We start from the raw sequence: 24,049 nt of genomic DNA, 5'->3' as shown, positions 1-24,049 counted from the left end.
ATGGGCAATCCTTTCTAGCAGACATTTGTGAATTGGACAAGGAGATGTTGCCCTATAGCTTTCACTACTTTAAAGAACTGATTGAGACTGGAAGAATCTCAGAAATCCGCCCTAGCGACGTTTGGTATGAGGAACGAACTGATTTTAGTCCCAAGGCCCTGGGAACAGCTCGTATCAGTCATGTAAATACAGGCTTTGATTTGTTACAAGGAAATACCCAGTTTGAGGGAGAAATTCTCGGCGGTTGCCTTGAATCCCTCTATGATATCTTTGACAATTCTCGATACGTAGATAGCACGGAGCTCTGCCAAAAGTACAAACTCTTCCCTGACTTATCCGACTGGGAAGGAAAGATTCTTTTGTTAGAAACAAGCGAAGAGAAGCCTGAGCCGGAAAACTTCAAAAAGATGGTGCTGGCTTTGAAAGAAACTGGGGTATTTGAGGTCATCAGTGGACTCTTGGTCGGAAAGCCAATGGATGAAGCCTTCTATGACGACTATAAAGAGGCACTAATGAGCATCGTTGACAGCAATATCCCAATTGTCTATAATCTAAACGTTGGGCACGCCACACCAAGAGCCATTGTACCCTTTGGCGTCTATGCTTATGTGGATGCAAAAGAGCAAGTCATTCGCTTTGACTATAACAAAAAATAAACAATTTCTCCATTTTTATGCTTTTGTATTGATTTTCGCTAATTTCTATGATATCTTTTTGAAGGAGGTGTATATGACTAAACAAAAAATAAATCAAATTGTCGGTTCAATCGGGGCCTTTATCGGGATTATTGTATTTATCGCCTACATCCCACAAATTTTTGCCAATTTACAAGGCAACAAGGCTCAACCATTTCAGCCTTTATCCGCAGCAGTATCTTGTTTAATTTGGGTTATTTACGGATGGACAAAAGAACCTAAGAAGGATTGGATACTAATTATTCCAAACTCAGCCGGCGTTGTCTTAGGTGGACTGACATTTCTCACTGCACTATAAAAATTACTAGCATATAATCAAAAAGCTGAGAGGAGATTCTCAGCTTTTTCTCTTGTATAACTACTAAAACGTCACATACTACTGATAACTAAAATAATCAAGGGAAGGCTATTGCCTAACATATGAACAACTAGAGGATAATAAATATTCTCTTTTTCTTTCACATAGATGATAGAAAAGGCAATGCCTCCACCTAGATAACCGACTGCACTGACCCACTCGGATAAATCCAAACTGTGCATATGAGTCAGAGCAAAAACAAGTCCTACCAGAAGAATGCTTAGCCAACTTGACAGACGTTTCTGCAAGTGATGTAACAAGAGCTGACGGAAAAAGAGTTCTTCCACAAAAGGTCCTATGATACAGGCGAAAACTGCTATCAGTATTGGTTGTTCTTGAAAGGTACTTTGAATATTCGACTGGTTTAGACCTTGTCCGACTAGCCCAAAAAACTGCTTCAACATCTCTGATACAAATTCAAAGACAAAAGTCATCAGAAAGAGAAAGAGCCATCCTGTTAAGACGCAAAAGAAGAATTTCCTTTTAGTCTTTCTAATCTCATTCCATTGTTTGATCAATCGATCCTTAAACAAGAAAGAGCCATATAGAGCTAGTACTACATAAACTAGATAATTTGCAATAGCAGATGGCATCAAGAAAGCCAGCAATTTAACGCCATCAAATACAAAGAGAACTGTATAGAGAATCGCAAAAATAAGGATTCCCTTATGTTTATTAGACATTATTTATCTCCCCTTCCACTCACAATCATTCTCGTGGTCATCAACCAGACCTGCCGCCTGAAGAAAAGCCAAAACTGCGACTGGACCTGTAAACTTGAATCCTTGTTTTTTGAGATCTTTAGCTAATTTTTCAGACAAGACTGTTTTAGCAGGTGCTAGGTGATAGTCAGGAACATCATTCACGATCGTTTTTCCCTCAACAAAGGACCAGAGATAAGCGTCAAAAGAGCCAAAGGTTTTCTGGATTTGTAAAAATGCTTGGGCGTTGGCACGCGTCGCAAAGAGCTTGGCACGATTTCGGATGATGGCTGGATTCTCTAACAAGGCTTCCAACTCCCCATCTGTCATTTCCGCGACCGCTTGAATTTGATAGCCATGAAATGCTTCTCGGAATCCTTGGCGTTTGTTTAGTACCGTTTCCCAAGATAGACCCGACTGGTAAGTTTCCAAACACAACAACTCAAAAAGAGCACGGTCATCATGAAGAGGTTGGCCCCACTCTTCATCATGATAGGCTACATATAAAGGGTTGTTCATTTTAACCCAACCACAGCGTTTTGTCATATTATTCTCCAATCTTTAAAGCATAGCCAGGTAAGGGGATACTCGACTTATCCAATAAATTAATCCAACGATTAATATCTGGTGGCAGAGGGTTAAATTTCTCATCTGTTTGATACCTTGATTGACTATCTGTTTCTATTCCAGTTAATGTTTCAATCTGTTCTCGAAGCTGGTCTACAGACATCCAATCAGTCCAATCTTCAAAAAAACTTTCTGAAGCCAGAGTTATACCATACCATTCTTCAAACCATTCAATGTAGTCTGCACTTAACAAATAGAGGTGTTGAAAGGAACAGGGATCACCACTCACCTCTATTCCATCAACATAAGTATCACTATCTACAACCGTTATATCACGATTACAAAATTCACAAGGAATCGGTCCTACTTGACCATATCGAGACGACATATGTAAAAATAATTCCGTTTGAGTTTGTTCACAATATTTACAATACAAAGGGAAAATTTTACAGTCTAGCCAGACATCTTCTATCTTACCATTCCTAAATCTTAGGGCTATATTATTGTTAACATTTTTGCTTTCAGCATAACTAATTCGAGCAATTCCCATTATTTCACCAACATCTTAAGGGCCGACTTGATATAGTTCTCAGCTGTATCCGTCGTTCCTTCAAAGAATTTCTTGATTTTCTTGAGCTCAGTCGCCTTGTAGCCCAGTGCCAACATGGCTTCCATAGCTTCTTCCAGTTCTTGGTTTTCAACGCTGGTTTGCACTGCCACCTTGGCAGGAAGGTCATCACTAGCCACGACTACCTTGCCTTCCAAGTCCAGCACCATCTGTTGGGCTGTTTTCTTGCCAATTTTAGGGAACTTGGTCAAGTAGGTGATGTTCTTAGTCTCGATCGCCTGAACCAAGCCAGCATTGTCATCGGCAGCAATAATAGCAAGAGCTGACACAGGACCAATCCCAGAAACCGAGATCAGACTAAGAAAGAGCTTCTTCTCATCTTCTGATCGAAAACCGTAGAGCAGATGGGCATCCTCACGAACAACTTGGTGCACATAAATCTGAGTTTCTTGATTGACCTGACCTGAGTAGGCATAGGGATTGGCTACATGCAAGATATAACCGATACCATTTGCCTCAAGGATGATATATTTAGCAGTGATTTTGGTAATGATTCCTTTTAAATATTCGTACATAGTTTTTTCTCCATTATTTTGCCTATCTAGTATACCATATTTCCCCAAGACAGACTGCAACAAAAGGTGCAACCTCTGGTTGACAAATAGTACAGGAGATTGTATTCTCATTATAAGTAAAAATTGTTAGGATAGAGGTAGAAAAGGAGGATAGAATCATGAAACTCGCAGAAAAACTATTTGAACTCAGAAAGGAAAAAGGTTGGTCCCAGGAAAAGCTAGCAGAACAAATCAATGTTTCTCGGCAAAGCATCTCAAAATGGGAGTCTGGTCAAGTTCTTCCAGAAATCGAAAAAATCATTGAATTAAGCAAGATTTTCCAAGTGACAACTGACTATCTGCTACTGGATGAAAACTCTGAAAAAGATTCCACGGAAGTGATTTTGGAGAAAGATAAGGACAAATACTATAAAGAGGTTAAATCCTATGGTCTCTGGCAAGTGATTTATATTTTCGTCTTGGCTCTGGCTATCTATCTCTTTTTAGCTGGTTCTAGTTTCCCAGCTGAATTCACCGCCTGGATTTGGCTGACCTTCGTTCTCTTGATTGCGTCTGCAGTTGCTATCAACAAGGCTCTCAAAACCAAACAACGTTATCTTGATAAGGTGATTGGTCCTGAGAATCCTTCCGACAAAGACGACTCTACAAAACCTTGAATCACCTAGTTCAGTTTTCACAACACTTTTTATAGGACTGGTCTTGTCAAGCAAGTGTAAACCTCGTGTCAAGTTGCCCATACCCAATCAAAGTTCCCATCTTAGAAAAACTAAAAAGCCTTGTTCAAAAGGAACAATGGCTTTTTGTGTTCTTAATATTTCCCCAACTCACGAAGACTAGTGTGATTTTCCTGAATGCGTCGGAACATTTTTTCCATATCTGACTTGGTAAAATGCACCAAAACGGGACGTCCATGAGGACAGTTATAGGGATTGTCACATTGAGAAAGCTGATAAAGCAGCTGTCTAGCTGAGTGGTCGTCGATACGATGGTTGGCCTTGATAGACCGCTTGCAGGACATCATGATGGCTAACTCTGCTCGGTATTTTTTGATCGAAACTTCCTTGGTCAAGAGCAGCATGTCGCACATTTCATAGATGCCTGACTCAATCTCTTCTTCTGACATCCAAATAGGATGTTCACGCAGGATGAATTGATTTTCTCCGTACTCTGCTAAAAATACACCCACTTCCTCCAAAAGTGCCATTCTTTCCTTGAGACGAAGAGCATCATCTGCAGGAAATTCAAAGATGTAGGGCACTAGGAGTTGCTGCTGGCTCTGGTCAACATTGCCGATGCTTTCACGGTATTCCTCGTACTTGACTCGTTCCTGAGCCGCGTGCTGGTCTATGATGTAGAGTCCATCTCGCCCTTGGGCAAAAAGATAAGTCCCGTGCATCTGTCCGAAGAACTCCAACTCTGGGAAACTCGATGCTTCTTCTCGCTCCAGCTTATCATAAGCCTTATCGAGGCTAGCAAGATCTAACTCTGGATGGTCTAATTGGCCATAGTTAGCAGGCTTTCTCTCTGCAAAATGCAGTTTTGCTGGCTTAGTCAATTGGTCTAAAGTTTCTTTAGCAAACAAGGTTAGGTCCCTACCCTCCTCAGTTAATTCAACCTGATGATCAGCCACCTCAGCTTGACTAGGTCTTGAGAGTTCTGTTTTTTCATAGTAGAGCGTATTTTCTTTGAGTGGGAGAATGGTCTGCTCCACCTTTTGATGATTACGCACGGTCGACTTGGCAAGATTTTCTAAAGCATCAGGAATCAAGGCTTGTTCCTTGAGACTATTTGAAATAGCTTCTGAGACTAACGCCATCAGTTCTCTTTCCTTAGAAATCCGCACTTCTTGTTTGGTTGGATGCACATTGACATCTGCTAGGTAAGGATCGATATGGATGTGAATGACAGCCAGTGGAAAACGGCCCACCATAAGTTTACTGCCATAGCCGTCAAGAATAGCACGGTTGAGCAAGAAGTTCTTGATATAACGGCCATTGATGAAGAGGCTGATATAGTTACGATTTGCTCGGGTTAATTCAGGTAAAGACACAAAACCTGTAATTTCAAAATCTAAGTCAGAGTTCTCAATTTCAATCATCTTCTTAGCACTCGCCAAACCATAAATCCCTGCGATGGCTTGGCGTAGTTGACCAGTCCCTGCTGTCCGTGTCATTTCCTTGCCATCACTGATCAAACTAAAAGAAATCTCAGGATGAGCCAAACCCAGACGGTTGACAATATCAATGATATGAGACAACTCCGCTTGCTGGCTCTTCATATACTTGAGACGGGCAGGTGTATTGAAAAAGAGGTCCTCCACACAAACTTTGGTTCCAACAGGACTAGTCGCTGGGATGACTTCATCAACTTCTCCCCCACGCGCAACGAGCTTGGACCCATGACTCGCACCATCCACCGCCGTCAACAAAGTCAAGACACTGACAGAAGCGATAGAAGGCAGGGCTTCACCTCGAAATCCGAGCGTCCGAATCCGAAAGAGGTCTGCCTGATTTTTTATCTTACTGGTTGCATGACGACGCAGGGCCAATTCAACCTCATCGTGGGCAATTCCATGGCCATTATCTGTGATTTGGATCTTCTTAAGACCAGCTTCCTCAATCTCAATGATAATCTGGCTAGAACCCGCATCAATGGCATTTTCTACCAACTCTTTGACCACACTGGCAGGACGTTCAATGACCTCTCCTGCCGCGATCTGGTTTGCCAACACTTCTGGCAATTCAATAATATGAGACATCTTTCAGCCCCTTTCTGTATCTATTTTCCTAGAAATTGATTAGTGCTATTATACCATATTTCAAATGCTATCAGAAAAAGCAAATACCACATAGACTCCAAATCTCTCCATATAGACAAAAGCTCTTGCCATGGGTCGTAAAATAGTGTTTAATAAAGGTGTACAGGAAGTGATCACAACCTTGTATAACTGAAAAGGAGGGAAATTTATGAAAGTAGAATTACAGATTAAGGAGACTTATGAGGAGGAAAAACTGATTGTCCAAACTCCTCAGCCGACCGAAAAAGTCCAGAAAGTCATCGAGTTCGCAGAAAATCTTGACCAAAAAGAAACAATCAAAGGAAAGATTGATGATCAGGTCTATCTAGTTAAGATTTGTAAGATACAACGCTTCTATATCGAGAATCGCAAGGTTCTAGCAGAAACTGCATCTCAGACCTATACCATTGATTTGCGTCTCTATCAAGTTCTTGAAATTCTGCCGACCACTTTTATCCAAATTTCCCAATCTGAAATCGTTAATATTGACGCTATCTCTCATCTCAAACTAACTCCCAACGGCCTAGTCGAAATCTTTCTCAAAAACGAAAGCTTTACCTACTCTTCACGCCGTTACCTAAAAACCATCAAGGAGAAATTAGAACTATGAAAAAACAAATCTTTCACGATGCAGCCGCTGGTGTACTTATCGGCCTCATCCTCTCTATCCTCTTTTCACTCATTTATGCACCAAATACCTACGCTCCACTTAGTCCCGATTCTATAGTCGGACAAGTGATAGTGCAACATCAGGTTCACGGTGCTCTGGTCTTGCTCTACTGCATGATCATCTGGTCAGCTATCGGCGTTCTCTTTAGCTTTGGCAGCCGCTTATTCAGCCGTGACTGGAGCTTACTCCGTGCAACACTTTCCCATTTCTTCCTCATGCTGGCTGGCTTTGTTCCACTAGCAACTCTGGCTGGTTGGTTCCCCTTCCACTGGACCTTCTATCTCCAGCTTATTCCAGAGTTTGCGATTGTCTACCTCATCATCTGGGCTATTCTCTATAAAAGAGAAGCTAAAAAAGTAGACCACATCAATCAACTCTTGGCCCATAAAAAGTAATAGAGAAAAATCCCACTCACAAATGCATGAGTGGGACTCTTTTTATAATTTTTGTTTGAGCTCGACTAAAACATTCATAGCCTGCATAGGTGTCATATTGTAAACATCCAGTTCAGCTAATTCTGCTAGAATAGGATGCTCTGCAGGCGTATCAAAGAGTGACATCTGTTCAGTAACAGCACTTGTTTCTCTCATTGGAACAGGACTTTCCGTCCCTTGATTCTCCAGTTGAGTCAATATCTTATCCGCCCTTGCTAAAAGTCCTGCTGGTAAACCAGCAATCTTAGCAACGTGGATACCATAGGATTTGTCAGCTGGCCCTGGTTCAATCTTGTGAAGGAAGGTAACCTGTCCATCCTGCTCCAAGGTTGCCACGTGGACATTGACCAAGTGTTCCAAACTGGACTCCAGACTAGTCAACTCATGATAGTGGGTCGCAAAGAGGGTTTTAGCTCCGATATGTTTATGGATGTATTCGATGATGGACTGGGCCAGAGCCATTCCGTCATAAGTTGCCGTTCCGCGTCCCAATTCATCGAAGAGAATCAAGGAGTCCTTGGTCGCATGCGAAATGGCATTGTTGGCCTCCATCATCTCCACCATGAAGGTTGATTGACCTGAAACCAAGTCATCTGCTGCTCCGATACGGGTAAAGATGGCATCGAAGATCGGCAAATGGGCGCTTTCTGCCGGCACATAAGAACCCAGCTGGGCCATAACCGCAGTCATGGCTAACTGGCGCATGTAGGTTGACTTCCCACTCATGTTGGGCCCTGTAATTAGCTGAATACTGGTATTTTCTGCCATCTGGATACTGTTTGGAATGTAGGTCTGAGCTCCCATGACCTTTTCGACGACTGCATGGCGCCCTTTCTGGATATCAATTTGTGAATCGTCTCCAAACTCCGGTCGGATCAAATGCTGGGTTTCAGCCACAACCGCCAGACTTTGCAAGACATCAACGGTCGCAATTCCTTGTGCTAAAGCCTGCAAACGCTGGATGTACTTGCTGACTTCCTCACGGATACGCATAAAGATTTCATATTCTAGGTTGGCTGACTTCTCACGCGCCTCCAGCATATCTCCCTCGATACGGGCCAATTCCTCAGTTCCAAAGCGTTCTGAGTTTTTCAGCGTTGCCTTGCGGAAAAAGTAGGCTGGAACATTTCCCAGTTGCGAATTAGTCACATGGAAATAGTAACCATCTTTTTTATTGTAGTCAATCTTAAGCGTACTGATGCCAGAGTTTTCTCTCTCCTTAGCCTCAATCTCAGCAATCCAACTCGTACCTTCTCTGAGTACACGACGGTACTTGTCTAAGGTCTCATCGAATCCCGTACGGATAATGCCACCTTCCGTAATCACGTGAGGAGCTTCAGGAGCAATGGCAGCACTAATCAAGCTCTCTAACTCTGGAATGGCATCTAACTGTTTGATAAGATAGGCCAGGGCAGGTTGCTCCATGCCTTCTAAAATCGCACGAATCCGTGGTACACTAGACAAGGTGGTCGCTAGTTGCAAGAGATCCTTGGGATTGGTCTTGCCAAAAGAAACCCGACTAGCCAAGCGTTCGATGTCATAAACACCCTTGAGACTGTCTGTCAAATCACTGCGCTCAAAGAAGTGATCAAGAAAGACCTGCACCACCTCTTGACGTTGGATGATTCGCTCCTTATCAATCAAAGGACGATGGATCCAAGAACGCAAGAGTCGCATCCCCATAGCTGTTTTGGTTTCATCCAAAAGCCAGAAAAGACTGCCTTGCTTCTTGCCTGAACGGGCATTCTCAACCAAATCCAAACTAGCCTTGGTCGCATAGTCCATCTGTAAGAAATCTTTGATTTCATAGCGGATAACTGGTTTGAGATGGTTCAATTCCCGCATCTGGGTACGGTGAACATACTGGAGCAGCTTACTAGCTGCCGCTTGCTCCACAGCTGCCAAACGTGGATCCAGTAAATGAATATCCTCAAAGCCTTCCTTCTCATAAGAAAGCACCAGATTCATCTGACGGCTGAGGATTTGTTCTTCTTCCTCAGACAAGTTATAACCCAGCACCACTTCTCGAGCCTTGAGATTGCGAATTTCCCCACAAACCAACGTGAAATCCAATAGCCCCGTCACATAGAAATCACCTGTCACCAGATCCATATAAGCCAGACCAAATTGATTGCCATCACGATCTAAGGCAACCAAGAAATTATTCTGACTATCCGGCTTACTGCTATCAACGACCGTTCCAGGTGTGATGACCTGGACCACCTCTCGCTTGACAACACCAACTGCTTGTTTGGGATCTTCCATCTGCTCGGCTATGGCTACCTTATAGCCCTGCTCAATCAGAACATCGATATACTGCTGGGCAGAATGATAGGGGACACCCGCCATGGGTATCGGATTTTCTGCATTTTTATTCCGACTCGTTAAGGAAATTTCTAAAATTTGCGCTGCATTAATTGCATCTTCATAGAACAACTCGTAAAAATCACCCATTCGAAAAAGCAAAAAAGCATCTGGGTATTGTTTTTTAATATCCACATACTGTTGCATGCCGGGTGATAGCTTTTCTGTTGCCATTTTCCGTCTCTCCTTGCTAAAAATAAGTCTTGAGAGCAACTCCCAAGACCTTATTTATCTTTCATCAAATCTAGCAAACGATCTTCCATCAGTTTGGCAACGTGCTGGTCTCGACAAATAACCAATAAGGTATTAGCACCAGCAACCGTTCCTAAAATCCATTCATCCTTGTTTGCATCTACAATGTTTGCTAAGACTGCAGCTTCCCCAAGTTTGGTATGAAGTACTAAGGTGAACTCTGCTCTTGCAACTCCTTCTAAATGATGAGACAAAAACTCAACTAAATCAATCTTATCTGTCTCATTTGCTAGTACATAATACACCATATCATTTTTCTTAACCTTGGTCAAGCCGATTTCACGCAAATCACGTGACAAAGTCGTTTGTGTCACATAAACATTACGAGCTTCTAAACGATCTTGAATCTCTTTTTGTGTCCCAAGTTTTTCTTCGGTGATCATCTTTTTAATCAATTGATGCCGTTCTCTTTTTCTCATATTATCCTCTTAAGTGAATATTTATAACAAGTTTTACATTTATTTTATAACTACATTATACCAAAAAAAATAGATAATTCAAAAAAATTCTTTTCTTTCTCAAAAAATGTAGTAAATTGTGTTAAAATAGTAAAAAAGCCCAAAAGGAGCCCTTATGAATACAAAAGAATTGATTGCTAGCGAGTTGGCTAGCGTCATTGATAGCCTGGATCAAGAGGCTATTTTAAATTTACTGGAAACACCTAAAAACTCAGAAATGGGAGACATCGCCTTCCCTGCCTTTTCTCTAGCAAAGGTCGAGCGTAAAGCTCCTCAAATGATTGCAACAGATATTGCTGAAAAAATCAATAGTCAAGCCTTTGAAAAGGTTGTTGCTACAGGACCTTACGTCAACTTTTTCCTTGATAAATCTGCTATTTCGGCTCAGGTATTACAGGATGTTATCACTGAAAAAGATCACTATGCTGACCAAACCATTGGCAAGCAAGAAAATGTCGTTATCGATATGTCTAGTCCCAATATCGCAAAACCATTCTCTATTGGGCACTTGCGTTCAACAGTTATCGGAGATAGCTTATCACATATTTTCCAAAAAATCGGTTATCAAACGGTCAAGGTCAACCACCTAGGAGACTGGGGCAAACAGTTTGGAATGTTGATCGTTGCCTACAAGAAATGGGGAAATGAGGAAGCCGTTAAAGCACATCCAATCGATGAACTTCTTAAACTCTACGTTCGCATCAATGCTGAAGCTGAAAAAGACCCTAGCTTGGATGAAGAAGCACGCGAATGGTTCCGCAAACTGGAAAATGGAGATGAGGAAGCCCTCGCTCTCTGGCAATGGTTCCGTGATGAAAGTTTAGTGGAATTCAACCGCCTTTACAATGAATTGCAAGTCAAATTTGACAGCTACAACGGAGAAGCCTTCTACAACGATAAGATGGATGCTGTTGTAGATATTCTCGCTGAAAAAGGACTTCTTGTTGAGTCAGAGGGAGCCCAAGTTGTCAATCTTGAGAAATATGGAATTGAACACCCAGCCCTTATCAAAAAATCTGATGGTGCAACTCTCTATATCACACGTGACTTGGCTGCAGCCCTCTACCGTAAAAACGAATACCAATTTGCAAAATCCATCTATGTTGTTGGTCAAGAGCAATCTGCCCACTTCAAACAACTCAAGGCAGTACTACAAGAGATGGGCTACGATTGGAGCCAAGACATTGTCCATGTTCCGTTTGGATTGGTAACAAAAGAAGGGAAAAAACTCTCTACTCGTAAAGGAAATGTCATCTTGCTAGAACCGACTATCGCTGAGGCTGTTAGTCGTGCCAAGGCCCAAATCGAGGCGAAAAATCCTGAGTTAGAAAATAAAGACCAGGTTGCCCACGCTGTTGGAGTTGGGGCTATCAAGTTCTATGATCTTAAGACCGACCGTACAAATGGATATGACTTCGACCTTGAAGCTATGGTATCCTTTGAAGGAGAAACTGGACCTTACGTTCAATACGCCTACGCTCGTATCCAATCTATCTTGCGCAAAGCCGATTTCAAACCAGGTACAGCTGGCAACTACAGCCTGAATGATGCTGAAAGCTGGGAAATCATTAAGCTACTCCAAGACTTCCCACGTATTATCAATCGTGCAGCAGATAATTTTGAACCTTCTATCATTGCGAAATTTGCGATTAGTTTGGCTCAAGCTTTCAACAAGTACTATGCACATACACGTATCCTAGATGAAAGTCCTGAGCGCGACAGTCGTCTGGCCCTCAGCTACGCAACCGCAGTCGTCCTCAAAGAAGCTCTTCGTTTGCTCGGGGTAGAAGCGCCAGAGAAGATGTGATTCAGTACTAACAATTGGAACTAAAGTTCCTAATTGTTAGACGCTAGCCGCTATATGCGGACTAGCTAACTGCTTCACTAGTCATGACCCCTAAATATAATCGATTTAGAGGTCATGACGTCGTAACTATGGTGATTTGGCTAGGCGCTTCACTAGTAATGAAACATAAATATTGTCGATTTATGTTTCTTTACGTCGTAACCAGTACGAGTTGCCCAAACGCTTTACTAATTCACCAGACCAAATAATAGCGATTTGGTTAGGCTCATGTCGTAATCTTTTAAATTACTTGAAAGCAATCTGAAAGATTGAGGCAAAATAACATTTATATTTTGTTCGGCCTTGCAGCTGTTTAATGAAACAATTTATTCACTTTTACTATTTCTTTATCACACTGGGAGATTTCCTATGAGCCAATATGCTTATATCCTCGTTGTACTTAGCTTGGTTTTCCTTTTTCTGCTCAATAAGTACGAGAAGGAAAGACTTCAAAGACTCTACCAAGAGCAACTCTTGAAGGACGAGACATTTAGGTCTGACATCAAAGAGAAAATTCACACGACTGAAAATATCAATGATGTCATTGCACATATCAATAAAACTTACCATCTGGGAATGTTGCTCTCAAAAGACGTTACAGATCAATTGAAATAATCAAAATCCGAGAAGCTTTCTTCTCGGATTTTTTAGTCTTAACCATATTCTCCTTGGAGAAATTTCATTAATGCATGTAAAGTTTTCTGTAATTTTCTGTATTTTTTCAAAATATTCTTGCATTTCCTTTAAGTTTTTTGTAGAATAGTAGCTATCTATTCAGATTATTCTGAAAATTCAAAAATAGGAGCGTTTATTATGTCACAAGTTACGTTATCAAACCAGTCAACCTGGGCAAGCAAACTAAAGGCAATGGGGCCAGGAATCCTAATGGCTTCTGCTGCCGTTGGAGGTTCTCACATTGTATCCTCTACTCAAGCTGGTGGTTCCTATGGTTGGTCACTACTCCTCTTGGTTATCTTGGCCAATGTTTTTAAATATCCATTTTTCCGTTTTGGTGCCGAATATACTGCCGACACTGGTAAAACCTTGGTCGAAGGCTATGCTGAAAAAGGAAAACTCTATCTCTGGATTTTCTTTGTCCTCAATGTCTTCTCTGCTATGGTCAACACAGCTGGAGTCGCTATCCTTTGCTCAGCCATCATCGCTAGCGCCTTCCCAATGATTGGACTTAGCATCACTCAATGGTCCCTTATCCTTGTTGCAGTCATTTGGGCCATGCTACTCTTTGGTGGCTACAAACTATTGGATGGTATGGCAAAATGGATCATGTCCGCTTTGACTATTGCAACTGTTCTTGCAGTTATCATTGCAGCAATTAAGCATCCAGAATACAGCTCTGATTTTGTCGAAAAGACACCTTGGCAAATGGCGGCCCTCCCTTTCATCGTTTCCCTCTTAGGATGGATGCCTGCTCCTATTGAAATTTCAGCCATCAATTCACTCTGGTCTGCTGAAAAGAAAAAGACTGTCAACTTTAATACAGAGGACGCCCTTTTCGACTTTAACGTTGGTTACATTGGAACTGCTATCCTAGCTGTATTCTTCGTGGCACTAGGAGCGCTTATTCAGTATCCTACAGGACAAGCAGTTGAAGCCGCTTCAGCCAAGTACATTTCTCAGTTTGTGGGTATGTATGCCTCTGTTCTTGGAGAATGGTCTCGTTATTTGATTACCTTTATCGCCTTTCTCTGTATCTTTGGAACGGTCATCACCGTTATCGATGGCTACTCTCGTGTCAATCAGGAATCGCTACGACTCTTGATTCGTCAAAAAGAGGATACTCGCAAATCTTTGAACATCTGGATGACCATTACCGCTATCATTGGTATCGTAATTATTAAATTCTTTGCTGGACAAGTTTCAACCATGCTTCGCTTTGCCATGATCGGTTCTTTCCTAACAACACCATTCTTCGCTCTTTTGAACTATGTATTGGTGACACGTGAGAATAAAAATCTTCCTTCCTGGCTAAAACTCCTTGCTATCGCAGGATTGATTTTTCTCTTTGGCTTTGCTATTTTCTTTATCTATGCACTTGCCATCGGAAAAGCAGGATAGTATATAAAATGGCACCCTTACGGGGGTGCTTTTTGCATACTCAAAAGCAGTTGAAAATCTCAACTGCCCCTCAGTACTACTTTATTTTTCTGTTTCTAACTCATACAAGTCCGCGATAATCGCTGCGACTTTTTTAATATCTCCCAGCATACCACGCATTTCAAAGTCTGCTAGGACCGGGAAGCCAAAGCGCTGGCTATACTGCTTGGCTGTCAGGCAGTATTGATTGTTAAAATTGCGATTGCCAGATCCCACTACCCCAAAACACTTACTAGCATTGTCTCCATAAGCGATAAAGTCGCCCACTGGAGTCGTTAGAATCTCAACATCGCCGTTATCGACACCATTTCCACCTTCCAGATAGGTCGGCAAGAAAGCGACATAGGGATGTTCCATTTCAAAGAATTCTTGACCTTCCTTGACTAGGTCCTTGATATGGATTTTTTGGACCCCAATCCCTTCGTACTGGGACAAGAGATAGTCCTTGAGTCGGGTTACAAAACTCTCTGTATTCCCACTCAGACTGATATACACTAAGGATATTTTTTTCATGTTGACCTCGATTTTTTGTTTACGATTTAAAAAGAACTACCAAGATTGTAACTTGATAGTTCTTTTTTGTCAATACTTAGGCAACTTCTTCTGCTTCTGCTTCGACTTCTTCGGCCAAATCTTTTTGTTGGCGCCACATCTTGTAAAAGACTAAGGCTAAAAAGAGAACATTAATAATGATGAACAAAATATTCGTTCCTTGTGCTAATGCTCCCATTCCTAAGCCGAGAGTAGTATCTTTGATTAATTGAACCGCATCTTGAACGTTCATATAGCTATAAACCAAACCAACAATCGCTAGTAGAACATAGCCAATATAAGCATAGTTTGCGAATTGCACATTTTTACGTACTAGAAATACAAAGGCTACTACAACTAAAATTGCAGATAAAACAATCAACAACGTATTAAAAATAGAGTGCGATGACGCTGTTACTTGATAAGTATAGTTGACTGTGTCTTCTAATTGCTGGGCAGTAAGCGTCCCGCTATTCGCCAGGCTCGCACGAAGCACATCTTTACTTGGCAATGGACTCAAGATTCCAAATAATGACATAGATGAAATGAGGGCTGATAGGACTAACAAAACCCAAAGATAAATAGGATTCTTTTTCATGTTTTCCTCCATAAGATATTTTGAACATTATAGCATTTTTTGTACAGGAATACAACTTTTACAAGCTGGTTTCAACTTGTTTCCGATAAGCTTTCGGTGATTTTCCGCACAATTTACGGAAAACTTTGTAGAAATATCCAACATTACTATAGCCAACTGCATAGCAAATATCTTCGATGCTATCACTGGTCGACAGTAAGAGTTGCTGCGCTGCCTTAATTCGCTGTTTATTGAGCAATTCCGCAAAGGTTGAGTTGGTTTCCCTCTTAATCAGCTGACCGAGATAGACAGGATTGATAAAGAGTTCCTTGCTAATATCCTTAAGTGAGAGCTCTTTCTGATAATCACGCCCAATCACTTCCAGAACGCTCACCACATTTTCATTCATGCGGTACTGGCCAAAAAACTTGGTCAAAGTTTCTTTGATATAGGCAACCAATTCTTCAAAGGTGTTAATGGCATGGATAGCTTTGACAATCTCGGTCATATCATCTGCTTTTAGGTGTTCAAATAAATGAAAGACATCCATGACAAACTGGGTGAAGAGCTGCTTCGTGATGGCCACGCGCGGGGTATTCTCCAAGACGACCTTCTCTAGCAAGGTTAATTCTTCGATGATTTGATTGATATTCCCTTGGATAATCACCCGATAAATCGGCTCGTAATAAGCAAACAAACTTTCGGATTTTTCTAGATTAACAGAACCGTAGAAGAGGGCTTTTTCAGCGTTGATCTTCCAATTCTCAAAGGACTGCTGGTAGGGTGCTTCAAATGGTGTCACGACGATGCCATCGAGCGGTTGATCAGAGATGAAAATCTGCCAATCTTGCCCCAAAACATAGTAAGGAATGGTAAAAGAACCTTGCTTTTCCTTGGATAGACCAATCCACCAGCTGTCTTTACCTGACAGGTAGTTCGTAAATCCTGTCTCATCCAATTCTTGACTGAGGGTCTGACTTTGTTCCACCTTTTCCTGAAGCTGTCGCGCAATCTTTTCTAATAAATGGCCCAACTCCACCTTGTCTACTGGTTTGACCAGATAATCCACGACACTAAGGTTCATGGCTTTTTTAACGTACTCAAACTCCTGATAACCAGACAGCAAGATATAATAGGTATCTGGAAGTAGCTCTTTCATTTCCCTAATCATCTCAAGTCCGGTCTTATCTGGCATATTGACATCGGAAATGACCACATCTACTGGATTTTTCTTAACATAGTCCAAAGCATCATCTGCGTGATTAGCTGTTGCGACGACTTGCATATCCCATTTTTCAAAGGGGATTAATCGCTTGAGCCCCTCTGTCACCATGTACTCATCGTCTACTAATAAAACTTTATACATTTCTACCCTTTCTATTCATCCTAGATAGTGATATGGTAACGAACACCTTCTTGTTCAGCTGACTCTACACTGATTTGGTAGCGATCCCCAAAGTAGAGAACAAAGCGTTCGTGTACATTTACTATTCCAATTGATTGCCGCTCCCCACTATAGCTTGCCTCGTGTTCAAAACTTCGCTGAGCTAATTTTTCTTGCAAGCTAGCTAGTTTCTCAGCGGGCATTCCTCGACCATTGTCTTCCACTAGGATTTCAACGAAGCCTTGGCCCTTCAAGGCTTTAATACTGATGACATTATCCGTTCTGCGATGGTCAACACCATGGGCAAAGTAGTTTTCTACTAATGGTTGGAGTGTAAATTTTGGAATCCTCATTTCTTCCAATTCTGGTTCAATCTTGAAACCATAAGCAATGGATTTAGGATAACGCACCATACAGAGATAGCTATATTTTCGGCAAAATTCTAACTCCTGCTTCAGGGTCGTTTCCCGCTCGTCGGAGATATTGTTGCGTAACAAGCTGCTAAATTCATAGATAATGTCCGCCAGTTCATCCTGACTTTGCATGACGGCATACATCCGTAAAAACTCTAGAGTATTGTACATAAAGTGAGGATTGATTTGAGCCTGCAGGGCTCGCATATTGGCATCTTTTTGGCTGAGCTCTAGCTGATAGATATCATGGATATTTTTTTCCAGGCGATCCAACATATCATTGGTTGTTTCTGCAATGAGAAGCAACTCTTGGTCTTTTTCAGAGGTATCAATTCGAAGGCCTTCTTCCCCTTGAGCAATCACCTCGATCGAATCTACTAGGTCTACGACCTGCTTTTGGTAATTTGAAAAAGTCTGTCTAAGGGTCACGTACAAAATGATGATAAAGAGAATACTTAGCCCAATAATGACAGCTGAACTCGTCAAAGTTCCTGTAAGAACAAAATTTTTAGGAACAGCAACTCGAACCTGATAACCGTGAGAGGTGACACCTACAAACCAGTTTTCTCGCTCGGCTGAGACCTTCTCCCCAATATGGAACATCTCAGTCTCAAAAGGCGAAGTTACTGTTACAGCCATTGGGATATGACCCCGAGTATTGTCAATAGCGCCATGTAAAACATTTGGGGATAGAGAGATATAGATCACTCCTAAATCCTTGTCAGACACAGGATCGGAAACAGGAATGGCAAAACTATTGGCTGTCGGCTTAAAACCCTCCGCAGGAACTTTCTTCCCACTGCGTTTTTCTCTAGTCGAAACATAGACTTCCTTATAGTCCTGAAGAACAATAGCCACTCCAGTCACAAAATCATTCCGAACATAGAGGTCATCAATATTTTCATACAGGGAAACCGAGATATAAGGTGAAGTTTTACGCTCTAATTGCCAATAGAAGTAGTCTGGTGTGCTGAGACTGAAATACTTGTAAATTCCTTCGATGCGGGCCTGATTTTCAACCAAAGACTGAGCAAGTCGGGTTGATTCTCTGTGATAGTATTCCACTTCACTCACTGTCCGAGTGGTCACACGTTCTGCAACCCGTTGGGCCTCTTTCTCACGCGAGTCCCAGTCAGCATACGATAGCATAATCGCAAAACTGGCAATGACCACGATCATAACCAAACTATAAATCCGTAAAAGAGAGTGAAGCCAAAACTGCTTCATTCTATTTTGTCGCCAATTTTTCATGGATACTTTCATAAATAGGTTCCAACATATCACTGATAAAGAAATGCCACATTCCAATTCCTACAAAAAAGAGCAAGGCAGGCATATAATAACCAACTCCTACAAGGAGTGCAGACCCGAGTAAAACCTTGGCAATCGCAGGTAAGCTCATAAAAATCCCTATAAGGGACAGTTTCAAGGTATTTTGGTAGGATAAATCAAAGTACACCTGAAGTTTCAAGGAAACAGTATAGGCTAGAAAGACAAGAGCGACTACAAGGACATTGAGAAAGGTCGCCAAAAGGTGGAAAATCGTCTGGTGGGGCAATTGAACTAGAAGATACAAACCATAAACTAGGACAAGATCCACAAACACAAAACTATAGAAAGCCAGATTGCTCTTGACAAAATTACTCTTATACAATTCCCAAGCTTCCTTCAAATGGTAGGCTCGATAGGTATACCCATGCTCCGCATACAAACTCATCAGGGTAGCACTAGCTGGGGCCAAACCAAAAATCACTCCTCCTGCTAGTGTTAATAGCCAGAAATAAGCCGTCGCCATCATTCCCAAAAAGATACGATTAAAGACGAATTCTAGAAATTTTCCCATGCTACTCTCCTTAAACTAACGATGTAACTATTATATCATATTTCAAACGTTTTCAAAAATATAGAACTCCCATTTACAATCCTCAAAAAGCGTGATACAATTGATTTTGTTAGTTTATATCAAGGAGAAACTCATGAAGAAAAATATCTTAACCACCCTCTTAGCTGTCGTCCTTTATTTCCTCTGTCTAGGGATTGGAGTAGTACTTGGTCACTTGGTTGACTCAACGGGCAATATGTTCTATGCTCCGGCTTTTTCAGCCCTTGTTGGGGGTAGCGTCTACATGTTTCTTCTGGTAAAAGTTCCTCGTTTTGGTGCCATTACCACTCTCGGGCTCTTTATGGCTCTCTTTTTCCTAGCTAGCAAACACGGCGCTGGAGCCTTTCTACCAGCTATCGCCTGCGGTCTTGCAGCAGATGCCACCGCTCGCCTCGGCCACTATCAGGATAAGATCAAAAATCTTTTCTCCTTCCTCGTCTTTGCTTTTAGCACAAGCGGTCCTATCCTCCTCATGTGGATCAATCCAGCATCCTACGAGGCAGCTCTCCTCGCTCGTGGAAAATCTCAGGAATACATTGACCGTATCATGGTCGCTCCAGAGTTAGACAAAATTTTTCTCTTTGTCGCAAGCATTCTCCTTTGTGCCTTGATTGGTGCTTTGCTTGGACAAGCCATTAGTAAAAAGTTTACACACAAAATCTAATCACTAAAAAAGAGCCCTTCGGCTCTTTTTATTTATGACTTAATTTCTTGGTCAAGAAATCTCCCAAGAACTGGATTGTAAAGATAATCAAGATGATAATGATGGTCGCCAAGATGGTCACATCGTGATTGTAGCGATTGAATCCATAGGCAATGGCTACGTTACCGATACCACCAGCTCCAACTGCTCCCGCCATAGCTGTTTCTCCAACAAGGGAAATCAAGGTCACTGTCGTCACACGAATCAAATCTGGAAGACCTTCTGATAGGTAAACACCCACGATATCCCAGAAGGTCGCTCCGCTTGCTTGAGCAGCCTCAATGACACCACCATCTAACTCAGCCAAGACCACCTGCACCTGACGGGCAAAGAAGGCAAAGACCGCAAAAGAAAGGGGGACAAGGGCTGCATTTGGACCGATACTCGTCTTCACAATCAAGTGAGAAAGTGGCGACATGATTGCTAAGAGGATAATGAAGGGAACCGCACGGAAAATAGAGGTAATCTTGTCTAAAATCCAGAAGACAACCTTATTTTCCAAGACACCGCCTGGCGCTGTCAAGACGAGGAAAAGACCTGCCACCAGCCCCAAGAACCCTCCGATGATGAAGGAAAGAACTGTCATATAAAGAGTTAGGTAGATAGCCGTTCCCCAGCCTGCCTGGCCTGACCAGCCCATCTTGTAGACATTTGGTAAGTAAGTTTGAATCAACTCTGTCATTTTACTGTCCTCCCTTCAATACTTTTAGTTGGACGCCAGCCTGACGGATGGCATCTTGAGCACCTGCTAGCGATACTTTTTCACCTGACAAGACCACAACCAATTCTCCAACGGGAGTGCCATCGAGAATTTCGATATTTCCATAGAGGATATTGGCCGTTACTTGGTAATGTTTGTACAATTCATTCAAAAGTGGTTCGTCTGTCGAAGCCCCTGCATACTTGAGCTGCACTAAGATACTGTTCTCAGATAAATGCTCTACGATTTCTTGCTTCTCAATCTTAACCATGGCTTCATCAATACCTGTAGCTGTTGAGATAAAGTCCTGTGTCAAAGGTTGTTTAGGATTTGAGAAGATTTCAAGAACACTTCCTTCTTCAATCAAACGGCCATCCTGCATGACCGCCACACGGTTGGCAATGTCTTTGACAATCTGCATTTCATGCGTAATCAAGACAACCGTCAAACCTAATTTTTGGTTCAAATCTTGCAACAAGGCCAAAATCTGCTTAGTTGTCTTAGGGTCGAGGGCAGACGTTGACTCGTCTGAAATCAAAATTTTCGGATCATTTGCCAAGGCACGCGCAATGGCCACACGCTGTTTTTGCCCTCCTGATAGTTGTGAAGGGTAGTTTTCAGCACGATCCGCTAAGCCAACCAAATCCAATAACTTAGCTACTTTGGCTTTCTTTTCTTCCTTGCTGAGTCCAGAGTGTTTGAGGGCAAAGGCTACATTTTCCTCGGCCGTTTTCTGGCTCATAAGATTAAAGTGTTGGAAAATCATCCCGATATCTTGACGCTTACGACGCAACTGCTCTGCAGTCAAGGTCACTCTGCCGTTAAAAATGACGTCGTTATCAATGGTAATTTTCCCTGCAGATGGTTTTTGCAAGAGGTTAATCACCCGTACAAGGGTTGATTTCCCCGCTCCAGAATATCCAACGATTCCGTAGATATCCCCTTCTTGGATGTGAATGGTCACATCTTTGACCGCTGTGATGGTTCTCTTCTTTTGGTGAAAAGTCACATCGATCTGATCTAACTTGATAATATCTCTACTCATAGCTTCTAATCAGCTCCTCTACTAATTCAATATGGGTGTAGTAATCGGCGATTCGCACGTTTTCATCTCCACCATGGTCTCGGCTATTGGCATTTCCTAGACCGAAAGCCACCATTGGCACCTCCAGGGCGTCAAAGACCGTATGCATCGGTCCTGTCCCCGCTGTTGTCGGCAAGACTGAAACGCCCTGTGGATAGAATTTCTTGGCCAACTCGATTACGTTGAGAATGGCTGGCGCGCTCATATCGCTTCGATAGCTCATCTCTCCCAAGGTATAGTATAATTCTACCTTATCAAAGCCATTTTTGTCTAGCTGTTTCCGAATTTTTTCCAGAACATCATGCGGTTCTAGGCCAGGAACCAAACGAACCTCTAGCTTAGCACTGGCTTCTGCTGGCAAAATCGTTTTAACCCCTTGCCCTTGATAACCTGACTGAATCCCTTCGATATTAAGGGCTGGCTCGAAAAAGAAACGTTTTAGAAAGGCTGCACGTTCCTCTTGTAAGAGAGGCAATTCCAAACCATAAATGCGACTAATTTCCTCAGGATTGCGTTGGGCGTAGGTATCTACCAAGGCTAGTTCTCGTTCATTTGACTCTTGAACATCCTCGTACAAGCCTTCTACCAAGATACGACCATCTGCAGCGCGCAGGCTACTTAGAGCCTGTAGGAGATACCAAGGTGCTGATTCCACGACACCACCATAACTTGAGTGGATATCCACATCCGCACTTTTTACCTTAGCATCAAAGGTTACAATTCCCTTGTTTCCGCCAGAGATTTCCAGCTGTTCCAAGGCGTTCTTGGTCCCTTGTTCCCAGACTAGCAAGTCCGCCCCACGAAGTTTGTCTGCGTGTTTCTCTAAATACTTATCTAGATCCATGGAAGCAGACTCCTCTGCCCCTTCCATGATAAAGCTGATATTGACAGGCAGATCATCATGGTGCTGCATATACTTTCTCAGAGCACTCAAACGAGCCGTGATGTGGCCCTTGTCGTCGTCAACCCCACGTCCATACATAAAGCCATTTCGCACAGAAAGGGTAAAAGGATCCTCTGTCCACACCTGGTCGCCATCCGCTGGCACGGTGTCATAGTGATTATAGAAGATCAAGGTCTTGGCATCCGGACGCGAACTCTTGAAATGCGCCATGACAAAGGGAGCCGTGTAGCTCTCATCAATCTCCACTTCAGCCCCTACACGCTTGAAAATCTCACCCAGATAGTTTGCGACTTCATTGAGTCCAACCTGCTGGGCAAAGACTGATTTCTTGGAAATCAAGGTGCGCAAGACTTCAAAATAATGTTGGGCCACATGATCCTTCTCAAATTTTTCAATCTGCTCTTGTTCGCTAGGAAAAACCATTTTCTCTCTCTTTCTACTACGTACTTGTGTCCTCAGAACGACCACAAGTGCCTCTTTAAAATCAACTCTCTATACAAAAGCAAGAGGTGGAAACTCTCTCCCACCTCCCTGTGTCTTATTACCAAACTGGTTGGTCCAAACCGTCTGATGTTTCTTCGATAACTTTTTTCACTTCATCAGTGTGGTAAGCTGCGATAATTTTCTTGATGGCATCAGCCTTAGGTGATGATTCCCAATCTTTTTTCGCAACAATGATGTTGTACCATTGTTTTGAGTTTTCATCAGCTTGTTCTTTGAAGAGTGCTTTCTTGTAGTCCAATTTTGCTTCTGTAACGAAGGTATTGTTTACAACGGCAGCATCAACTGATGACAATGAACGTGCTGTTTGGCTAGCGTCCAATTCAGTAATCTTCAAGTTCTTTGGATTTTCTGTGATGTTCGCAACTGTTGCAAGTGCAGTTCCAGAAACATCCAATTTGATCAAACCAGCTGATTGAAGCAAGTAAAGTGCACGACTTTCGTTTGTTGCATCGTTTGGTACGGCGATTTCACCGTTATCTGGGATTTCTTCCACTTTGGTGTACTTGTTTTCTTCCCCATTTTTACCTGAGTAAAGGCGGATTGGTGAGATATATGTATCTGCAATCGCTACAAGGTCTTTCCCGTTTTCTTTGTTCCAGTTGTTCAAGAAGTTGTAGTGTTGGAAAGCATTCAAGTCTACTTCACCATCAGCAGTTGCCTTGTTTGGTTGTGAATAGTCTGTGAACTCTGTGAATTCCAATTTAATTCCATCTTTTTCAACCAATTCTTGGATTTTATCCCAACGCGCTTCTTCAGAACCGCTACGGTTAACTGTTGCAATTTTGACAACTGTTTCGTTGTCTGCTTTCTTTTCTGAATTTCCGCAAGCTGCAAGAGTCAAACCTGCGACTGTAGCAAGAGCTGCTACACCGAGCCATTTTTTAATTTTCATGATTCTATCTCCTTTAAAAATAATACCGTAATAGTATCTCATACTTTATTTGATTTAGCAAATTGTTATTAGATA

25 protein-coding genes are annotated in these 24,049 nt (G+C 42.2%); 9 read left to right on the top strand and 16 right to left on the bottom strand.

The window, feature by feature from the left end; all coding sequences use genetic code 11:
- Together SORDD27_RS06835 and SORDD27_RS06830 are read left to right on the top strand one after the other, a co-directional pair.
- Positions 1-656, top strand: a 656-nt coding sequence (locus SORDD27_RS06835) for a S66 peptidase family protein (RefSeq protein ID WP_462217664.1), incomplete at its 5' end; no start/stop codon positions are given.
- 73 nt (positions 657-729) lie between these two features.
- The gene (locus tag SORDD27_RS06830; protein ID WP_000166112.1) at positions 730-993 is read left to right on the top strand and encodes a SemiSWEET family transporter; all 264 of its coding nucleotides are present in this window, start codon (positions 730-732) and stop codon (positions 991-993) included.
- 71 nt (positions 994-1,064) lie between these two features.
- On the opposite strand, the gene SORDD27_RS06825 is transcribed toward SORDD27_RS06830, so the two are convergent.
- From SORDD27_RS06825 to ruvA, 4 genes are read right to left on the bottom strand one after another with little or no spacing between them, the layout of a single operon-like run.
- Complete coding sequence (locus SORDD27_RS06825; protein WP_061428244.1) at positions 1,065-1,739, bottom strand: CPBP family intramembrane glutamic endopeptidase; 675 nt, start codon at positions 1,737-1,739, stop codon at positions 1,065-1,067.
- Positions 1,740-2,300, bottom strand: coding sequence for a DNA-3-methyladenine glycosylase I (locus tag SORDD27_RS06820; protein WP_061428243.1), 561 nt, complete (start codon positions 2,298-2,300; stop codon positions 1,740-1,742).
- Position 2,301: 1 nt separating this feature from the next.
- The gene (locus SORDD27_RS06815; RefSeq protein WP_061428242.1) at positions 2,302-2,871 is read right to left on the bottom strand and encodes a hypothetical protein; all 570 of its coding nucleotides are present in this window, start codon (positions 2,869-2,871) and stop codon (positions 2,302-2,304) included.
- Positions 2,871-3,464 carry a Holliday junction branch migration protein RuvA gene (gene ruvA / locus SORDD27_RS06810; protein WP_061428241.1) on the bottom strand — a complete coding sequence of 198 codons (594 nt, stop codon included), beginning with the start codon at positions 3,462-3,464 and terminating at the stop codon, positions 2,871-2,873. Before ruvA ends, SORDD27_RS06815 begins: the two co-directional genes overlap by 1 nt.
- A gap of 158 nt (positions 3,465-3,622) precedes the next feature.
- On the opposite strand from ruvA, the gene SORDD27_RS06805 reads away from it, so the two are divergent.
- Positions 3,623-4,120 carry a helix-turn-helix domain-containing protein gene (locus tag SORDD27_RS06805; protein ID WP_061428239.1) on the top strand — a complete coding sequence of 166 codons (498 nt, stop codon included), beginning with the start codon at positions 3,623-3,625 and terminating at the stop codon, positions 4,118-4,120.
- A 152-nt stretch (positions 4,121-4,272) separates the two neighbouring features.
- On the opposite strand, the gene mutL is transcribed toward SORDD27_RS06805, so the two are convergent.
- Positions 4,273-6,222, bottom strand: a complete 1,950-nt coding sequence (gene mutL, locus SORDD27_RS06800) for a DNA mismatch repair endonuclease MutL (RefSeq protein ID WP_061428237.1) — start codon at positions 6,220-6,222, stop codon at positions 4,273-4,275.
- Positions 6,223-6,430: 208 nt separating this feature from the next.
- Here mutL and SORDD27_RS06795 point away from each other — a divergent pair, with 208 nt between their 5' ends.
- The gene (locus tag SORDD27_RS06795) at positions 6,431-6,871 is read left to right on the top strand and encodes a LytTR family DNA-binding domain-containing protein (protein WP_049504669.1); all 441 of its coding nucleotides are present in this window, start codon (positions 6,431-6,433) and stop codon (positions 6,869-6,871) included.
- On the top strand, positions 6,868-7,326 hold the full coding sequence (locus SORDD27_RS06790) for a DUF3021 domain-containing protein (protein ID WP_061428235.1): 459 nt from the start codon (positions 6,868-6,870) through the stop codon (positions 7,324-7,326). The genes SORDD27_RS06795 and SORDD27_RS06790 overlap by 4 nt, the downstream gene beginning before the upstream one ends.
- Before the next feature lie 42 nt (positions 7,327-7,368).
- On the opposite strand, the gene mutS is transcribed toward SORDD27_RS06790, so the two are convergent.
- A complete protein-coding gene (gene mutS, locus SORDD27_RS06785) occupies positions 7,369-9,903 on the bottom strand; it encodes a DNA mismatch repair protein MutS (protein WP_061428233.1) in 2,535 nt (844 codons plus the stop codon).
- Between the two features lie 50 nt (positions 9,904-9,953).
- Entirely contained in the window at positions 9,954-10,400 is a 447-nt protein-coding gene (gene argR / locus SORDD27_RS06780; protein WP_001231483.1) for an arginine repressor, read from the bottom strand.
- Between the two features lie 154 nt (positions 10,401-10,554).
- On the opposite strand from argR, the gene argS reads away from it, so the two are divergent.
- From argS to SORDD27_RS06765, 3 genes are all read left to right on the top strand, one after another.
- On the top strand, positions 10,555-12,246 hold the full coding sequence (argS, locus tag SORDD27_RS06775; protein WP_061428231.1) for an arginine--tRNA ligase: 1,692 nt from the start codon (positions 10,555-10,557) through the stop codon (positions 12,244-12,246).
- A 408-nt stretch (positions 12,247-12,654) separates the two neighbouring features.
- Positions 12,655-12,900, top strand: a complete 246-nt coding sequence (locus SORDD27_RS06770) for a hypothetical protein (RefSeq protein WP_000084865.1) — start codon at positions 12,655-12,657, stop codon at positions 12,898-12,900.
- 198 nt (positions 12,901-13,098) lie between these two features.
- On the top strand, positions 13,099-14,361 hold the full coding sequence (locus tag SORDD27_RS06765; protein ID WP_061428230.1) for an NRAMP family divalent metal transporter: 1,263 nt from the start codon (positions 13,099-13,101) through the stop codon (positions 14,359-14,361).
- Positions 14,362-14,442: 81 nt separating this feature from the next.
- On the opposite strand, the gene nrdI is transcribed toward SORDD27_RS06765, so the two are convergent.
- From nrdI to SORDD27_RS06740, 5 genes are all read right to left on the bottom strand, one after another.
- A complete protein-coding gene (gene nrdI, locus SORDD27_RS06760; protein WP_061428228.1) occupies positions 14,443-14,913 on the bottom strand; it encodes a class Ib ribonucleoside-diphosphate reductase assembly flavoprotein NrdI in 471 nt (156 codons plus the stop codon).
- Between the two features lie 76 nt (positions 14,914-14,989).
- Positions 14,990-15,529, bottom strand: coding sequence for an ABC transporter permease (locus SORDD27_RS06755; protein ID WP_061421485.1), 540 nt, complete (start codon positions 15,527-15,529; stop codon positions 14,990-14,992).
- Positions 15,530-15,587: 58 nt separating this feature from the next.
- Entirely contained in the window at positions 15,588-16,874 is a 1,287-nt protein-coding gene (locus tag SORDD27_RS06750; RefSeq protein WP_061428226.1) for a response regulator transcription factor, read from the bottom strand.
- A 20-nt stretch (positions 16,875-16,894) separates the two neighbouring features.
- Entirely contained in the window at positions 16,895-18,556 is a 1,662-nt protein-coding gene (locus SORDD27_RS06745) for a sensor histidine kinase (RefSeq protein ID WP_081103402.1), read from the bottom strand.
- Positions 18,534-19,148, bottom strand: coding sequence for a YesL family protein (locus SORDD27_RS06740; protein ID WP_061428224.1), 615 nt, complete (start codon positions 19,146-19,148; stop codon positions 18,534-18,536). The genes SORDD27_RS06745 and SORDD27_RS06740 overlap by 23 nt, the downstream gene beginning before the upstream one ends.
- A gap of 133 nt (positions 19,149-19,281) precedes the next feature.
- On the opposite strand from SORDD27_RS06740, the gene SORDD27_RS06735 reads away from it, so the two are divergent.
- Entirely contained in the window at positions 19,282-19,851 is a 570-nt protein-coding gene (locus SORDD27_RS06735; protein WP_061421488.1) for an MptD family putative ECF transporter S component, read from the top strand.
- 28 nt (positions 19,852-19,879) lie between these two features.
- On the opposite strand, the gene SORDD27_RS06730 is transcribed toward SORDD27_RS06735, so the two are convergent.
- The 4 genes from SORDD27_RS06730 to SORDD27_RS06715 form a co-directional block, all read right to left on the bottom strand.
- Positions 19,880-20,572 (bottom strand): methionine ABC transporter permease, encoded by a 693-nt coding sequence (locus SORDD27_RS06730; protein WP_061428222.1) that lies wholly within the window; start codon positions 20,570-20,572, stop codon positions 19,880-19,882.
- Position 20,573: 1 nt separating this feature from the next.
- A complete protein-coding gene (locus SORDD27_RS06725; protein ID WP_061428220.1) occupies positions 20,574-21,635 on the bottom strand; it encodes a methionine ABC transporter ATP-binding protein in 1,062 nt (353 codons plus the stop codon).
- The gene (locus SORDD27_RS06720) at positions 21,628-23,001 is read right to left on the bottom strand and encodes a M20 family metallopeptidase (RefSeq protein WP_061428218.1); all 1,374 of its coding nucleotides are present in this window, start codon (positions 22,999-23,001) and stop codon (positions 21,628-21,630) included. The genes SORDD27_RS06725 and SORDD27_RS06720 overlap by 8 nt, the downstream gene beginning before the upstream one ends.
- Before the next feature lie 118 nt (positions 23,002-23,119).
- A complete protein-coding gene (locus SORDD27_RS06715; RefSeq protein WP_000694533.1) occupies positions 23,120-23,974 on the bottom strand; it encodes a MetQ/NlpA family ABC transporter substrate-binding protein in 855 nt (284 codons plus the stop codon).
- Positions 23,975-24,049 lie beyond the last annotated feature (75 nt).

The sequence above is a fragment of the Streptococcus oralis genome (genome assembly GCF_001579025.1).
In the GTDB taxonomy this organism is placed as follows: domain Bacteria; phylum Bacillota; class Bacilli; order Lactobacillales; family Streptococcaceae; genus Streptococcus; species Streptococcus oralis_X.
The sequence above is the reverse complement of the archived record's forward strand: the minus strand, read 5'-3'. Positions and strand labels throughout refer to the sequence as shown.

Excerpts from the sequence above, each read along its gene's own strand:
- SORDD27_RS06750 (WP_061428226.1), bottom strand. The coding sequence starts at position 16,874 with ATGTATAAAGTTTTATTAGTAGACGATGAGTACATGGTGACAGAGGGG.
- SORDD27_RS06805 (WP_061428239.1), top strand. The coding sequence starts at position 3,623 with ATGAAACTCGCAGAAAAACTATTTGAACTCAGAAAGGAAAAAGGTTGG.
- SORDD27_RS06830 (WP_000166112.1), top strand. The coding sequence starts at position 730 with ATGACTAAACAAAAAATAAATCAAATTGTCGGTTCAATCGGGGCCTTT.
- SORDD27_RS06720 (WP_061428218.1), bottom strand. The coding sequence starts at position 23,001 with ATGGTTTTTCCTAGCGAACAAGAGCAGATTGAAAAATTTGAGAAGGAT.
- SORDD27_RS06770 (WP_000084865.1), top strand. The coding sequence starts at position 12,655 with ATGAGCCAATATGCTTATATCCTCGTTGTACTTAGCTTGGTTTTCCTT.
- SORDD27_RS06795 (WP_049504669.1), top strand. The coding sequence starts at position 6,431 with ATGAAAGTAGAATTACAGATTAAGGAGACTTATGAGGAGGAAAAACTG.
- SORDD27_RS06820 (WP_061428243.1), bottom strand. The coding sequence starts at position 2,300 with ATGACAAAACGCTGTGGTTGGGTTAAAATGAACAACCCTTTATATGTA.
- SORDD27_RS06815 (WP_061428242.1), bottom strand. The coding sequence starts at position 2,871 with ATGGGAATTGCTCGAATTAGTTATGCTGAAAGCAAAAATGTTAACAAT.
- argS (WP_061428231.1), top strand. The coding sequence starts at position 10,555 with ATGAATACAAAAGAATTGATTGCTAGCGAGTTGGCTAGCGTCATTGAT.
- ruvA (WP_061428241.1), bottom strand. The coding sequence starts at position 3,464 with ATGTACGAATATTTAAAAGGAATCATTACCAAAATCACTGCTAAATAT.
- SORDD27_RS06725 (WP_061428220.1), bottom strand. The coding sequence starts at position 21,635 with ATGAGTAGAGATATTATCAAGTTAGATCAGATCGATGTGACTTTTCAC.
- SORDD27_RS06765 (WP_061428230.1), top strand. The coding sequence starts at position 13,099 with ATGTCACAAGTTACGTTATCAAACCAGTCAACCTGGGCAAGCAAACTA.
- SORDD27_RS06740 (WP_061428224.1), bottom strand. The coding sequence starts at position 19,148 with ATGGGAAAATTTCTAGAATTCGTCTTTAATCGTATCTTTTTGGGAATG.
- mutL (WP_061428237.1), bottom strand. The coding sequence starts at position 6,222 with ATGTCTCATATTATTGAATTGCCAGAAGTGTTGGCAAACCAGATCGCG.
- mutS (WP_061428233.1), bottom strand. The coding sequence starts at position 9,903 with ATGGCAACAGAAAAGCTATCACCCGGCATGCAACAGTATGTGGATATT.
- SORDD27_RS06790 (WP_061428235.1), top strand. The coding sequence starts at position 6,868 with ATGAAAAAACAAATCTTTCACGATGCAGCCGCTGGTGTACTTATCGGC.
- SORDD27_RS06755 (WP_061421485.1), bottom strand. The coding sequence starts at position 15,529 with ATGAAAAAGAATCCTATTTATCTTTGGGTTTTGTTAGTCCTATCAGCC.
- SORDD27_RS06715 (WP_000694533.1), bottom strand. The coding sequence starts at position 23,974 with ATGAAAATTAAAAAATGGCTCGGTGTAGCAGCTCTTGCTACAGTCGCA.
- nrdI (WP_061428228.1), bottom strand. The coding sequence starts at position 14,913 with ATGAAAAAAATATCCTTAGTGTATATCAGTCTGAGTGGGAATACAGAG.
- SORDD27_RS06730 (WP_061428222.1), bottom strand. The coding sequence starts at position 20,572 with ATGACAGAGTTGATTCAAACTTACTTACCAAATGTCTACAAGATGGGC.
- argR (WP_001231483.1), bottom strand. The coding sequence starts at position 10,400 with ATGAGAAAAAGAGAACGGCATCAATTGATTAAAAAGATGATCACCGAA.
- SORDD27_RS06735 (WP_061421488.1), top strand. The coding sequence starts at position 19,282 with ATGAAGAAAAATATCTTAACCACCCTCTTAGCTGTCGTCCTTTATTTC.
- SORDD27_RS06745 (WP_081103402.1), bottom strand. The coding sequence starts at position 18,556 with ATGAAAAATTGGCGACAAAATAGAATGAAGCAGTTTTGGCTTCACTCT.